Genomic DNA, 13734 nt, shown 5'->3' with positions numbered 1-13734 from the left:
CATCACCCGTTTCGGCGGGAGACGACCGCCGGGTCGTTGGAGGGGCCGGAAACGAAGCCCCGGCGGCCCCCGTGGCTCTCGCGCGTGGCGCGGCGCCGCAGTAGATCTGTAGGCGTGGCACATCTGGTGATCGGCCCCATGCTCCGCCACGTCGACGCGGCGAGCGCGACGATCTGGGTGGAGACGAGCGAGCCGTGCGCGGTCACGGTGCTGGCGGGCGAGGCGCGGTCGGAGGAGCGCACCTTCACCGTCCACGGGCACCATTACGCGGTCGTCGACGTCGCCCTCCCGCCGGACCCGCCGCCCGGAGGCGTGCCGTACACGGTGGAGCTGGACGGCGCGGTCGTGTGGCCGGTCCCGGACCTGCCGGCCACCGCGATCCGGCCGCTCACCCGGCTGCGCCGCCTGGTCTTCGGCACCTGCCGGACCGGCGTGCCGCACGACGGGCCGTACGCGCGGACGCACGGCGTGGACGTCCTGCGCGCGTACGGCACGGGGCTGATGGAGTCGGGGGAGGCGCCGGACCTGCTGATCATGCTCGGCGACCAGGTGTACGCCGACGAGCCGTCCCCGGAGATGAAGGAGTTCATCGCCGGGCGACGCGGTGAGGGGCCCGAGGAGGTCGTGGACTTCGACGAGTACGCCGAGCTCTACCGCCGGGCCTGGTCGGACCCGGCCGTGCGGTGGCTGATGGCGGCGGTGCCGACCCTGATGATGTTCGACGATCACGACATCAGGGACGACTGGAACACCTCGGCGGCGTGGCGCGAGAGCATGGCCGAGGTGCCGTGGTGGCGGCGGCGCATCGTGTCCGGCCTGGGCGCCTACTACGTCTACCAGCACCTCGGCAACCTCACGGCCGAGGAGCGCGCGGGCGACCCCGTGCTCGCCGCGCTCAGGGCGGGCGACGGCGGCGCGGCGCTCGACGCGTTCGCGGAGCGGGCCGACGCCGACCCGGGATCGGCCCGCTGGAGCTACCGCCGCGACATCGGGCCCACCCGGGTGATCATGCTGGACAGCAGGTGCGGCCGGGTCCTCACCCCGGGCGCCCGCCGGATGCTCGACGACGCCGGACGGGCGTGGCTGGAGGAGTCGGCCGCGGGCGACGTCGACCACCTGATCGTCGGCTCCTCACTGCCGGTGCTCCTGCCCCCGGCCATCCACCACGTGGAGAGCTGGAACGAGGCGGTCTGCGACGGCCTGTGGGGGCGCCGGGCCGCACGGTGGGGCGAGCGCCTGCGCCGGTTCCTCGACCTGGAGCACTGGGCGGCGTTCCGCCGGTCGTTCGAGCACCTGGCCCGGCTGCTGACCGACGTCGCCGCGGGCGGCAGGGGACGTCCGCCGGCCACGGTGCTGCTCTTGTCCGGCGACGTCCACTACTCCTACCTCGCCTCCGTACGGCCGCCGCGTGGCGGGGGAGGCTCCCGGATCCACCAGATCGTCTGCTCGCCGATCCGCAACCCGCTGAGCCGGGCGCTCCGGACGGCCAACATCGTGGCGGCCGTCGCCGCGGCGGGCCCGCTCGGACGCCTGGCGGCGCTGACGGCCCGGCTGCCTCCGCCGCCGATCCGGTGGCGGCTGAGGGCCGGGCCCTGGTTCGACAACGCGCTGGCGACCGTGGACCTCGCCCAGGACGCCGCCACCGTGACCTGGCGGACCCACGACGCCGAGCTGGGCTCGGTCAGGCTGTCCTGAGCTCCCGCAGGGCCTCGGCGAGCTGATCGACCGCCCAGTCCAGGTCCTCGCGGGAGACCACGATCGGCGGGGCGAGGCGGATCGTCGAGCCGTGCGTGTCCTTGACCAGCACGCCGCGGCGCAGCAGGGCCTCGCTCACCTGGCGGCCGGTCCCGAGCGACGGGTCGATGTCCACGCCCGCCCACAGGCCGCGCCCGCGTACGGCGACGACGCCCGCGCCGACCAGCTCGCGCAGCCGGCCGTGGAGGTGCTCGCCCAGCTCACGCGCCCTGGCCTGGTACTCGCCGGTGCCCAGCAGCCCGATGACCGCGGCGCCGACCGCGCAGGCGAGCGGGTTGCCGCCGAAGGTCGAGCCGTGCTGGCCGGGCCGGATGACGCCGAGGACGTCGGCGTTCGCCGCCACGGCCGAGACCGGCACGACGCCGCCGCCGAGGGCCTTGCCCAGGATGTAGATGTCGGGGACGACGCCCTCGTGGTCGCAGGCGAAGGTGTGGCCGGTGCGGCCGAGCCCGGACTGGATCTCGTCCGCGATGAACAGGACGCCCCGCTCCGAGCACAGGTCGCGCACCGCGCGCAGGTAGCCGTCCGGCGGCACGAGCACGCCCGCCTCGCCCTGGATCGGTTCGAGCAGCACGGCGACCGTGTTCTCGTCGATCGCCTCGCCGATCGCCTCGGCCGAGCCGTACTTCACGACCCGGAACCCCGGTGTGTACGGTCCGAAGCCGTCGTGCGCGTCCGGATCGGTGGAGAAGCTCACGATCGTGGTGGTGCGACCGTGGAAGTTGTCCTCCATCACGATGATGTTCGCCTGCTCGGCGGGGACGCCCTTGACCTCGTATCCCCACTTGCGGGCCACCTTGATGGCCGTCTCGACCGCCTCGGCGCCGGTGTTCATCGGCAGGATCATGTCCTTGCCGCACAGGTCGGCGAGGCCGGCCGCGAACTCCGCGAACCGGTCGTGGAAGAACGCCCGGCTGGTCAGCGTCAGCCGGTCGAGCTGCTCGCGGGCGGCCGCGAGGATCACCGGGTTGCCGTGCCCGAAGTTGAGCGAGGAGTAGCCCGCCAGGCAGTCGAGGTAGCGGCGGCCCTCGACGTCGGTCACCCAGGCACCCTCGGCGGACTGGATGACCACCGGCAGGGGGTGGTAGTTGTGCGCGCTCCGGCGCTCGCTCAGCGCGATGAGGTCGGCGGCGTTCATGCTCCCGTGACCTCCCGGATCTCCAGGGTGCAGCACTTGGGCCCGCCGCCCGCCTTGCGCAGCTCGGACAGCTCGACAGGGACGACGTTGTAGCCGAGCCGCTCCAGCTCGCGGGAGAGGCCGGTCGCCTCGGCGTTGATGACGACGTTGGCGCCGTCGCTGACCGCGTTGAGCCCGAGGACGGCGGCGTCCTCCTCGGTGGCGATGACCGCGTCCGGGAACATCCGCCGCAGCACGTTGCGGCTGCCCTCGGAGAACGCCCCCGGGTAGTAGGCGACGTTGTGCCCGTCCAACGGGAACAGGGCGGTGTCCAGGTGGTAGAAGCGCGGGTCGATCAGCCGCAGGGTGACGACCGGGCGGCCGACGAACTCCTGCGCCTCCACGTGCGCCGCCACGTCGGTGCGGAAGCCGGTGCCGGCGAGCACCACGTCGTCGAGCGTGAGGAAGTCGCCCTCCCCCTCGTTGGTGTGCGTCGGCGCCATCGTCTCGAAGCCCCGGTCGGCGAACCAGCGCAGGTAGGCCGGCCCCTCGGCGGCGCGCTCCGCGTGGGTGAACTTGGCACCGTAGACCCGGCCGTCCACCACGAGGGCGCCGTTCGCGGCGAAGACCATGTCAGGGAGGCCGTCCACCGGGTCGATGAGGCTCACCTTGTGTCCCAGCCGCTCGTAGGCCGCGCGCAGCTCCTCCCATTGCCGGACGGCCCGAGCCGTGTCCGCGCCCTGGTCAGGGTCCATCCAGGGGTTGATCGCGTACGTCACGGCGAAGAACTCGGGGCGGCACATGAGGTAGTGGCGCGCCGTACCCGTCCGGTCGCCGCTCGTGGCGGCGGGCAGGGTCGCAAGAGCCATGCGGAACTCCAGGGAGAAGGCGATTGAACTGCTCCTCAGCCTAGAAACATGGACATGACCGGCCAATGCCGCGCCATTGCGCCATACCGTGGATCGGTTGCGTTATTCCCGGTTTTTGTGGCAATCCGTTAACCACGTGGGCGCCCCGGCGCGGCGAGGTTTCAGAGCTTCTCGTCGATCAGCCGGGAGAGCACGATCGCGCTCTTGGTGCGGACCACGAACGGCTCCGCCGCGATGCGCTCGATCACCCGCTCCACGTCCCGTACGTCGGTGGCCCGGATGTGCAGCAGCGCGTCGGCCTCACCGGTCACCGTGCAGGCGGATACCACCTCGGGGTGCCGGGCGATCGCCACGCCGATCTCGGCGGGGGACGTCTTCCCCCGGCAGAAGAGCTCGACGTACGCCTCGGTCGTCCAGCCCAGGGCGGACGGCTCGACCCGCGCGCTGAACCCGGTGATCGCGCCGCTGGCGAGAAGCCGGTCGACCCGCCGTTTGACCGCCGGAGCGGACAGGCCCACCTGAGTACCGATTTCGGCATATGTCGCTCGGGCGTCCTCAATGAGGACCCCGATGATGGCGCGATCCAATCCGTCCAACTTCACGCGGACCTGTATACCGCGAACCGCACGGGAACCCGCGATCGGCGCCGTGGAGTCCCCGCCGGCGCATGGCAGCCGTCCCGGGTGGGCGTGTTCCGCCGATACCGCGGCTTCGGACGCGCTCGACCTCCTGTCCAGGCTCGCGCCTTTCCGATATCTTGTCGAAGCCGTTCGTGGGCTGTTCACCGGGGGGATCGTGAACGTGGCCGTCGGCGGACGGACCTTCCAGAGCGAGAACGTCTGAAACGCGAAAAATCCAGCCGGAACCGCGACGCAGCCTTGAAGTGATTTCTGCGAGCGCCCTACGGTCAGGAGGTCACAATGGGTGACGTGGCGGACGTCAATTTCACGCTCGTCCAGCTGCGTTACTTCGTGACAGCGGCCGAGCTGGGAAGCATGACCGCGGCCAGCCGAGAGCTGATGGTGGCGCAGTCGGCCATCTCGGCGGCCATCGCGCAGGTGGAACGGGAGCTCGGCGTCCAGCTCCTCATCCGGCACCACGCCAGGGGTCTCTCGCTCACCCGCGCGGGCGAGCGGTTCCTCGTCGAGGCCCGCGACTTCCTCTCCCACGCGGCGGCGCTCGCCGAGTCGGCGCGCGGCCTGGCCGGCTCGCTGAGCGGCGAGCTCGCGGTCGGCTGCTTCACCACGCTGTCGCCGTTCTACCTGCCCAAGCTGCTGCGCCAGTTCGCCGACCGGCACCCGGGTGTGCGGGTGACGCTCGCCGAAGGGGAGATCTCGGCCGTCCAGCGCGCCCTCGTGGACGGCCGGTGCGAGGTCGCCCTGCTGTACGCCATCGACCTCGCCCTCGACCTCGACGTCCGCGTCCTCACCCGGGTCCGGCCGTACGTGCTGCTGCCGTCCGGGCACGCGATGGCCGACGCGGAGGCGGTCTCGCTCGTCGAGCTGGCCAGCGAGCCGATGATCCTGCTCGACCTGCCGCACAGCCGGGACTACTTCCGCGCGCTGCACCCGGTCGAGCCGCGCGTCCGGTTCCGCAGCTCCAGCTACGAGACCGTGCGGGCGCTGGTCGCCGGAGGCCACGGCTACTCCATACTCAACCAGCGCGCCGCGACGGACCAGACGTACGACGGCGGCTACGTCGTCTCCCGGCCGATCAGCGAGGAGGTGCCGGTCCTCGACATCGTCCTGGCCTCGATGCGCGGTGTGCGGCTGACCGCCCGCGCCACCGCGTTCACCGAGACCTGCGAGGCGTTCTTCGCCAACGTCTCCTGACCGGCCGGGCTCCCACCGCGAGGAACCGGATCACTCCAGGTCGGAGAGGATCTCCTCCAGACAGGCGCGCGTGGCCGACGCCGGCCGCGCCTCCACGCACAGCGTGTTCATCACCTGCCGGTACGCGTCGGTCTCCTCGGGCTTGTCCAGGTAGAGCGCGCTGGTGAGCTGTTCGAGGTAGACGACGTCGGGCAGCTCGGTCTCCTCGAAGCGCAGGATCGTGAACGGCCCGCCCGCCGCCGAGTGCCCGCCCCGGTTGAAGGGGACGATCTGCACCGTCACGTTCGGGTTGGCGGTGGCCTCGATCAGATGCTCGATCTGGCGGCGCATGACCTTGTTGCCGCCGATCGGGCGGCGCAGCGCGGCCTCGTCCACCACGGCCCACAGCCGGACCGCGTCCGGGCCGGTCAGCCGCTCCTGGCGGCGCATCCGCAGGTCGAGGCGGCGGGAGATCTCCTCCTCGGGCGCGCCCGCGTTCCCGAGCAGGATGACCGCGCGGGCGTAGTCGGGGCTCTGCAGCAGACCGGGCACGAACTGCAGCTCGTACGTCCGGATGACCGAGGCGGCCTCCTCCAGGCCCACGTAGACCTCGAACCAGTGCGGGAGGATGTCGGTGAACTTGTGCCACCAGCCGGGGGCGTTGGCCTGCCGGGCGAGGTCGAGCAGCGTCGCCTGCTGGTCCGGGTCGGCCAGGCCGTACAGGGTGAGCAGGTCGGCGACGTCGCGCTCCTTGAAGCTGACCCGGCCGAGCTCCAGGCGACTGATCTTGGCGTGCGAGGCCCGGATGGCGTGGCCCGCTTCCTCCGGCGTGATGTTCCTCTCCCGGCGGAGCCGGCGAAGCTGGGCTCCGAGCAGCATGCGCAGCACGGTCGGCCCGCCTCGGGGGCGCCCCGTTAATCGGGGATCGGCGTGGGCGACCTGCAGGGATTTCACATGGACTCCATTGCGCGGACGGATTACTACAACGTTGTGCTTTGACGGTTCCTATGGCAGTCGGCTTCTGACGATGGTCGAACAGTGTCTCATTTCGTCAGAGTGACGAGGAGATGATGACGGTTCCGGACGGACAACGTCACGGTTACGGTAAATCAACGCAGGACATGGCTAAGTTCCCGCATTCGCGAGTGCGGGCGCGCTTGCTCCGACAAGGCTCAGGGAACGATAGACGGCGGCAGCGCACCCATGTGACAACGACTCGCGTAGGGATCCGATGACCGCAGACCTGGCAGGCAGAAGAGCCGGCGCCGCACCTTCGTGGGCCACGCCGGCGTTCGGTCCTGACAGCGCCGACACATCATCCGCGCCGTTCGCGAGCTGCGCGCTCCATGGGGACACCGCCTCCGCCTCCGCCGCCCGTGACTTCACCGCCCACACGCTCGGGCGGTGGGGCCTGGCCGGGCTCATCGACGACGCGCAGCTCGTGGTCTCGGAACTGGTCACCAACGCCCTGCGCCACGCGCTGTCCGCCGTTCCGGACGCGCACATCCAGCTTCGGCTGCTCACCCACGGGCCGCACATGCTCTGCGCGGTACGCGACCCCAGCGAGCGGGAGCCGCTGCCGGGGCCGCACGACGACGAGTTCGCGGAGTCCGGCCGCGGCCTCCACCTGATCGAGGCGGTCAGCATCACCTGGGGCTGGATCCTGATCAGGGGCCGGGGAAAGATCGTCTGGGCCCTGCTCGACCACCCCGCCTGAGCGCCTCGGCCGGAAAACGCGCGGCCCCGTGCGATCGCGATCGCACGGGGCCGGAGACGGAGGGGCAACGGTCAGGCGTGCTCGGCCTCGCCGGTGACCTGCTCGGCGGCGTCCTCGGGGGACTGCTCCAGGTCCTGCTCGTGGTCGGCGTTGGCCTGCGCCGTCGCCTTGTCCAGGCCGACCCAGCTCACCACGCTCTCGATGGAGAACAGCAGGAACAGGTAGACCGTGAGGATCGCCGCGACCAGGGTGAGCTGCCCGAGGGCCGCGCCCACGCCGAGGATGAGCAGACGCACCTCCCAGCCGAGCCCGGCCAGGAAGATCCAGGTGGGCGGCCAGATGCTCTGCCGCGTCCGGTAGACCGTGTCGTACGTGTGGTAGCCGATGACGTAGAGCAGCACGAACAGCAGCCACTTGGGCGTGCCCGCCGCGAGGCCGAGCAGGATGATCGTGAGGAACTCGGCGCCGCGCAGCAGCGGCGGCGTCAGCCAGTCGAGCCGGCCGAGGTGGTCGCGCGGCGCGCTGGGCACCACCAGCAGGACCAGCACCAGCGCCGGGACGAGCAGGATCGGGCCGTCCTTGAGCGAGCCGGTGACGGCCAGCGCGATGATCGCGATCAGCGCGGCGAGCACCGCGGGCACGGGCGGCAGGCCGCGGCCGAGACGGCCCTTGAGCGCGGCGACCAGGGGGCCGTCGTCGCGGTAGGCGAGCAGCCGCTCCGTCTGGATGCGGCGCCGCTCCTCGTCCGGGTCGGGCGTGGGGGTGACCTGTGGCTGGGTGATCATGCGATAGACCTCAGGATGCGTCCGGTGAGGGTGTAGGTGGCCGCGACGCCGCCCCAGATCAGCAGCGTGATGAAGGTGACGCGGGGGTCGAAGAAGGCCGCCGTGATCGCGATCGCGGCGAAGCGCTCGCCGATGGGGAAGACGATCATCTTGCGGGCCCAGTGGACGGGACGGAACTTCCCGGCCTTGGTCCAGAGCTTGAGCAGGCCGCGCACGCCGGTGCTGCGGCTGACCCGGCGCTCCTCCAGGGCGTCGCGCAGCGGGCGGTCATTGGCGACGTGCAGTTCGAGCGTCGGCAGCGGGACGGGCGCCCGGCGGCGGTTGGCCGCACCGAACGAGAAGTCCAGGAGGTGCTTGACCGACTGGAGCGCGATCGCGGCCAAGGCGAGCGTCCACACGCCCTCGCCGTCGCCGAACTGGCCGGAGACGGTGGCGCCGACCGCAAGGCCGACGAAGACCGCGTACTCCTTGAACCGGTCGAACGTGGCGTCCAGCCAGGCGCCGAGCACGCCGAACTTCCTGGCGTACCGGGCCACCTGCCCGTCCACGCAGTCGAAGACGAAGGCGAAGTAGATGAGCACCCCGCCCGCGATCCACCCCGCCCGCGTGCCGGTGGCGAACGACGCGGCCGACAGCAGGCCGAAGAAGATCGAGACCAGGGTGATCTGGTTCGGCGTGAGGCCGCGGCGGGCCGCCCAGCGCGCGATGAACCGGGAGTACGTGCTGACGAAGAACGTGGTGAAGAAGCCGTCGGCGCCCTTCACCGCGTTGTCGAGGCGGGCCCGGTCCTCGTCGAAGCCGGCGAAGTCCCGCTCGGCCTCGGCCGTGTCCTCCGGCGTGTGGAGGCGGCGGTAGAACAGGTCGCGGCGTCCGCGGACGCCGACCGAGACGCCGCGCCGGACCAGGCCGAGGACGAGCAACTCGGTGACGTCGTCCTCGGGGCCGAACAGGTGCGCCATGCCGGCCAGCTCGCGGGCGACGTCGGCGAGCACCGCGGCGTGCCGCTGGTGCAGGTGGATCGGCCCGAGCAGCGCCGCGTTCGGCCGGGTGACGGCGTGGTACGACGTGCCGACCGAGGTGACGCGGCCGCGACCGGCGCGGGTGCGCTGCGGCAGGCCCTCCAGGACGCCGCGCCCGATCTCGGGCTCGGCCTCCTCGATCGGGGGCGGCTCGGGCGCGTTCTCGTCCCGCTCCTCGCGCACGATCAGCGCGAGCGCGGCGCGCTTCGCCTTGGTGATCTGGTAGATCAGCTCGTCGTGGACGAACGAGTTGGCCGGCATGATCAGCATGTTGTCGGTCGTGTGCTCGACCAGGTCGGCGAGGGCCCACAGGTCTTCGGCGACGCCGGCGCTCTCGACGACCCGGCCGCCCTGCTCGCGGTACGCGTACGCGTCGGCCGGGCGGGCGATCGTGACCGGCTGCGGGCCGAGCGAGGCCACCTGCCCCAGCAGCCTGCCGTACGCCGTGGGCGCGCCGGGGAGTGAGGTGAGCTTCAGGTCCGTCGGCAGGACGGGCCGGCCGCCGGATCCCGGCGGCAGAGAACCGATCGGGCCGGGCGATGAGCCCAGCAGGACCACGAGGGTCATGGCACCCTTTCAAACACGGGGGCAGGGCCTTTTAGAAGAGGCGCGGGGAAGTTCCGCCAGGGGGCAAAGCTTAGTGACCTTTCGGTCAAGTCGGTGCATCCAGCCTCCCGGGACCGTTCCGAAATGTCCATGTTGATGGTGATGTCCGGTCAGCGTCGAGTCCGCATCATTACCGAAATTTCACCGTTTGTGATCTCAGGGGGGAGTCAGCGGGAGGTCATACGATGGCCTGGTGAGCCTGTACCGGGATGAGGGCGTCGTGCTGCGCACCCAGAAGCTGGGCGAGGCCGACCGCATCATTACGGTTCTCACCAAACGCACCGGCAAGGTGCGCGGTGTGGCCAAGGGCGTGCGCCGGACCACCTCGCGCTTCGGCGCGCGGCTGGAGCCGTTCAGCCACGTCGACCTCCAGCTGCACGAGGGCCGCTCCCTCGACGTGATCACCCAGGTCGAGACCATCCGCCCGTACGGCGAGGCGCTGGTAGCGGACTATCCCCGCTACACCGCCGGGACCGCCATGCTGGAGACCGCCGACCGGCTGACCATGGGCGAGAAGGAACCCGCCCTGCGTCAGTTCCTGCTGCTCGTCGGAGGGCTGCGCACCCTCGCCGAGGGCGAGCACGAGGCCCGGCTGGTGCTCGACGCCTACTTCCTGCGCTCCCTCGCGGTGGCCGGGTACGCGCCCGCCCTGTCGGAGTGCGCCCGATGCGGCGCCGAGGCGGTACGCGCGTTCGCGATCGCGGCGGGCGGCGTCGTGTGCGGAAGCTGCCGGCCGCCGGCCGCGACGGTGCCCGCGGCGGAGACCATCGCCCTGATGATCGCGTTGCTGCGCGGCGACTGGCCCATGGCGGACGCGTCCGAGTCGCGGCACCGCAGCGAGTGCAGCGGCCTCGTGGCCGCCTACCTGCAGTGGCACCTGGAGCACGGGATCCGCTCGCTGCGCCACGTCGAGCGCGAGTCCGTGCGGGAGTCCGGCCGTGAGTGGTGGCCGTCGGCGGGGGAGCGCGGAGCGGCGTCACCGCCTGAATTCGGCGCGGAATCCACACCGAACTCTCACATTTTCCGCGCCTGAGGACCCTGTCACACCCAATACGCTCGTGGTCATGGTTCGTCCTCCGTCTCCGCATCCCTCGGGCGCGACGCCGCCCGCGATCCCGCGCGACCTCGTGCCGCGTCACGTCGCGATCGTCATGGACGGCAACGGCCGCTGGGCCAAGGCGCGCGGCCTGCCCAGGACCGAGGGCCACAAGATGGGCGAGGCGTCGCTCTTCGACGTCATCGAGGGCGCGATCGAGCTCGGCATCCCCTACCTGTCGGCGTACGCGTTCTCGACGGAGAACTGGAAGCGCTCGCCCGACGAGGTGCGCTTCCTCATGGGCTTCAACCGGGACGTGATCCGCCGCCGCCGCGACCAGCTCCACGCGATGGGGGTGCGGGTCCGCTGGGCCGGCCGTCCCGGACGGCTGTGGAGGAGCGTCATCTCCGAGCTGTGCGACGCCGAGGAGATGACCAGGGACAACAGGACGTTGACGTTGCAGTTCTGCGTCAACTACGGCGGCCGCGCCGAGATCGTGGACGCGGCGGTCAAGCTCGCCCAGGACATCGCGTCCGGGCGGGTCAAGCCGGACAAGGTGTCGGAGAAGATCTTCGCCCGCTATCTCGACGAGCCCGAGATCCCGGATGTGGACCTGTTCGTGCGCTCCTCCGGCGAGCAGCGCACGTCCAACTTCCTCATCTGGCAGGCCGCGTACGCCGAGATGGTCTTCCTCAACCAGCTCTGGCCCGACTTCGACCGCCGGGACCTGTGGCAGGCCTGCGAGATCTATGCCAAGCGCGACCGCAGGTACGGCGGGGCCGTCCCCAACCCGGTCGCACTCTAGAAGCGGCCGAATACAGCTCGGCGGGTTCTTCCTGCCTGCCAGGTGCGTAGGCCGCCGACGGTGCCGACCCCGGACATCTTGGGCCGCGTCTGGACGGCCCTGCGCCCGACCGCCCACTCGGCGAGCACCCACATGAGCGGCATCGCGGAGACCGGCGAGGCGATCACGCCGATGAAGAGCGGCACACCCTGCCCGGTGTGACGGAGGCGGATGTGTCCTCCAGGCGAGGGACGGCACCACGCAGCAGTGGTTAACCTTCTTTCCAGTGCCGTGATCGGCGGGGTTTGGCTCGGAAGGAGCGATGTCCAGGGTGGTGCATCGCAAGGCGGAGAAGGCCGTAGCGGAACCTACGGCCGACAGTCCCAGGCCCTGCGGAAAGCCCGAGCTTGTGACGAGTTTTCGCGGGTGACGCGATAACGCGGCGAGCCGCTGTCCTGGCGACGCGACGAGGCAAAGATTGCCAGGAGGGGCACTGATCTCTCGCGTACGGAGGTATCAGCATGCGCCGCCTGGCCGCACTCGTCTCCTTACTCCTCCTCCCCCTCCTCCTTCCCACCCCCGCCCAGGCCGCGGCGACCCCGCTGCAGGTCTACGGCGCGTGGCACTGCGGTGATGACGCCTGCATCTGGGGCAACGTCCGCAGCACAACGGACTTCGACGCCAAGAACCACTGGCTGATCGACCGTGGCGACGGCCGCCCGTCGGTCAACGTCGTGGTTCTCAGCTTCGTCCACCCGGTCAAGCTGTTGCACAAGACCACCGACACGCAGACACTCGACGGCGTGCCGCGCGGCATGACCGCTGACATCGTCAACTACTTCGCCGGCCGGGGCATTCGGGTGATGCTCTCCATCGGCGGCATCACGTACACCACCGCGTGGAACTCCGCCCTGGCGGAGAACGCGGCGCAGTTCGGCCGCAACGCGGCCGAGGTCGCCCAGCGGCTCGGCGTCGGCATCGAGATCGACTACGAGGAGAACAGTAAGCCCGACCTGGTCGGCCTGCAGGCCTTCATCGACGCCTACCGCTCCGTCCTGCCGTACGACCCGAGCGGCGCGAACCCGGCCGCCCGGCTCACCATCGACCTCGCCGCGGGTGACCGCTGGCTCATCGACATCGGCAGGAAGGCCACCGCGGACTGGCTGCGCACCGACACCCCGGTCCTGGACTACGCCAACGCGATGGTGCCCGCCCGCCAGCCCAGCAGCTCCGACGCCATCGCCAACTGGCAGGAGCACCTCGACGGCAAGCCCACCTACTCCCCGCCGATCCCGCCGCTGGCTCCGGCCAAGTTCACCGGCGCGTTCTACATCGCCGAAGGAAACAAGGTCCGCGCCGAATGCGCGGATTTCACCGCCTCGTTGCAGAAGTCGACGGGATCGTTCGTCCAGACGGCCGCGCCGAAGGGTGCCGGCCTCACCCCCGGCATGCTCGGCTACATGTTCTGGGCCGCCGAACGCCCCTCCACCAAGGGCGTGACCACCACGCCTCCGAACTCCTGCGAAGGAGGAGTGGGCGGCGGCGCGACCGCGTACGCCATCCCCATCCCGATGCCCGCCCTACGGCAGAGCTGACCGCGTCCCGGGACCGGGCCGCCGGTTCCGGGACCCGAGTGGCCTTCTAGGCGCGGCGGCGGGCCCGGTAGGCGGCCACGTGCATCCGGTTCCCGCACGTACGGCTGTCGCAGTACACCCGGGAGCGGTTGCGCGACTCGTCCACGAACACGTGGTCGCAGTCGGGCGCCGCGCAGGTGCGCAGCCGGTCGCGCTCGTCCTCGACCAGCACGTGGGCGAGCGCGACCCCGCAGTCGGCGGCCAGGTGCTCGGCCAGCGACGCCCCCGGGGCGAAATAGTGGACGTGCAGTGAGAAACCGTCGTGCTCGGCCAGGCTCGGCGTGATGCGCGTACGGCCGAGCAGCGTGTTGAGCAGGGACACCGCGGTCTCCCGATCCGGCGCCGTGAAGACCTTGTAGAACTCGTCACGCAGCTCCCGCACCTCGGCGAGGTCGCGGTCGTCCAGGTTCTCCACGTCGCTTATCACGCGGCGGCCCACGAAAGCGCGGAGGTCCTCGACGCTCGTCAGGCCCTCGCCGCCGCCCGCCGCGGGCGAGGTGTTGAGCAGATCGACCACGGTGGTCAGCGAGTACACCATGTCATGGCTGAACGGCACGGCATCTCCCTATGTCGGCGGGGGCAGCGTACCCCGCGGAGAGGG

The 13734-nt window shown here is 71.0% G+C and carries 14 protein-coding genes; 6 read left to right on the top strand and 8 right to left on the bottom strand.

The features are described 5' to 3' along the window. Positions 1-114: 114 nt before the first annotated feature. Positions 115-1695 carry an alkaline phosphatase D family protein gene (locus tag AWQ68_RS27630; RefSeq protein WP_157545792.1) on the top strand — a complete coding sequence of 527 codons (1581 nt, stop codon included), beginning with the start codon at positions 115-117 and terminating at the stop codon, positions 1693-1695. Here the strand turns inward: AWQ68_RS27630 and rocD are convergent. The 3 genes from rocD to AWQ68_RS27615 form a co-directional block, all read right to left on the bottom strand. Continuing rightward, positions 1682-2893, bottom strand: coding sequence for an ornithine--oxo-acid transaminase (rocD, locus tag AWQ68_RS27625; protein WP_066945362.1), 1212 nt, complete (start codon positions 2891-2893; stop codon positions 1682-1684). The two genes, AWQ68_RS27630 and rocD, sit on opposite strands and share 14 nt — an antisense overlap. Further along, positions 2890-3741 carry a dimethylargininase gene (ddaH, locus tag AWQ68_RS27620; RefSeq protein WP_066945359.1) on the bottom strand — a complete coding sequence of 284 codons (852 nt, stop codon included), beginning with the start codon at positions 3739-3741 and terminating at the stop codon, positions 2890-2892. Before ddaH ends, rocD begins: the two co-directional genes overlap by 4 nt. A gap of 161 nt (positions 3742-3902) precedes the next feature. Continuing rightward, a complete protein-coding gene (locus AWQ68_RS27615) occupies positions 3903-4343 on the bottom strand; it encodes an Lrp/AsnC family transcriptional regulator (RefSeq protein WP_066945356.1) in 441 nt (146 codons plus the stop codon). Positions 4344-4661: 318 nt separating this feature from the next. Here AWQ68_RS27615 and AWQ68_RS27605 point away from each other — a divergent pair, with 318 nt between their 5' ends. Beyond that, positions 4662-5573 carry a LysR substrate-binding domain-containing protein gene (locus AWQ68_RS27605; RefSeq protein WP_066945350.1) on the top strand — a complete coding sequence of 304 codons (912 nt, stop codon included), beginning with the start codon at positions 4662-4664 and terminating at the stop codon, positions 5571-5573. A gap of 30 nt (positions 5574-5603) precedes the next feature. On the opposite strand, the gene AWQ68_RS27600 is transcribed toward AWQ68_RS27605, so the two are convergent. Continuing rightward, positions 5604-6497, bottom strand: a complete 894-nt coding sequence (locus tag AWQ68_RS27600; protein ID WP_505781992.1) for a Sco1979 family transcriptional regulator — start codon at positions 6495-6497, stop codon at positions 5604-5606. A gap of 286 nt (positions 6498-6783) precedes the next feature. Between AWQ68_RS27600 and AWQ68_RS27595 the strand changes: the two genes are divergently transcribed. Beyond that, positions 6784-7269 (top strand): ATP-binding protein, encoded by a 486-nt coding sequence (locus AWQ68_RS27595; protein WP_084464459.1) that lies wholly within the window; start codon positions 6784-6786, stop codon positions 7267-7269. A gap of 71 nt (positions 7270-7340) precedes the next feature. Here AWQ68_RS27595 and AWQ68_RS45815 read toward each other — a convergent pair whose 3' ends face one another. Continuing rightward, positions 7341-8054, bottom strand: a complete 714-nt coding sequence (locus tag AWQ68_RS45815; RefSeq protein ID WP_066945344.1) for a DUF5941 domain-containing protein — start codon at positions 8052-8054, stop codon at positions 7341-7343. Beyond that, positions 8051-9640 (bottom strand): CDP-alcohol phosphatidyltransferase family protein, encoded by a 1590-nt coding sequence (locus AWQ68_RS45810; RefSeq protein ID WP_066945342.1) that lies wholly within the window; start codon positions 9638-9640, stop codon positions 8051-8053. The genes AWQ68_RS45815 and AWQ68_RS45810 overlap by 4 nt, the downstream gene beginning before the upstream one ends. A gap of 232 nt (positions 9641-9872) precedes the next feature. Between AWQ68_RS45810 and recO the strand changes: the two genes are divergently transcribed. Continuing rightward, positions 9873-10712: a DNA repair protein RecO gene (recO, locus tag AWQ68_RS27580; protein WP_084464458.1), complete on the top strand. Its 840-nt coding sequence runs from the start codon at positions 9873-9875 to the stop codon at positions 10710-10712. A gap of 31 nt (positions 10713-10743) precedes the next feature. After that, positions 10744-11520, top strand: coding sequence for an isoprenyl transferase (locus tag AWQ68_RS27575; protein ID WP_066945512.1), 777 nt, complete (start codon positions 10744-10746; stop codon positions 11518-11520). Here the strand turns inward: AWQ68_RS27575 and AWQ68_RS27570 are convergent. After that, complete coding sequence (locus tag AWQ68_RS27570; RefSeq protein WP_066945339.1) at positions 11517-11705, bottom strand: hypothetical protein; 189 nt, start codon at positions 11703-11705, stop codon at positions 11517-11519. The two genes, AWQ68_RS27575 and AWQ68_RS27570, sit on opposite strands and share 4 nt — an antisense overlap. Before the next feature lie 315 nt (positions 11706-12020). On the opposite strand from AWQ68_RS27570, the gene AWQ68_RS27565 reads away from it, so the two are divergent. Beyond that, positions 12021-13094, top strand: coding sequence for a glycoside hydrolase family 18 protein (locus AWQ68_RS27565; protein WP_084464457.1), 1074 nt, complete (start codon positions 12021-12023; stop codon positions 13092-13094). Positions 13095-13140: 46 nt separating this feature from the next. On the opposite strand, the gene AWQ68_RS27560 is transcribed toward AWQ68_RS27565, so the two are convergent. Next, on the bottom strand, positions 13141-13689 hold the full coding sequence (locus tag AWQ68_RS27560; protein WP_218007065.1) for a CGNR zinc finger domain-containing protein: 549 nt from the start codon (positions 13687-13689) through the stop codon (positions 13141-13143). Positions 13690-13734: the final 45 nt, after the last annotated feature.

The organism is Microtetraspora fusca (assembly GCF_001570365.1).
In the GTDB taxonomy this organism is placed as follows: domain Bacteria; phylum Actinomycetota; class Actinomycetes; order Streptosporangiales; family Streptosporangiaceae; genus Microtetraspora; species Microtetraspora fusca.
The sequence above is the reverse complement of the archived record's forward strand: the minus strand, read 5'-3'. Positions and strand labels throughout refer to the sequence as shown.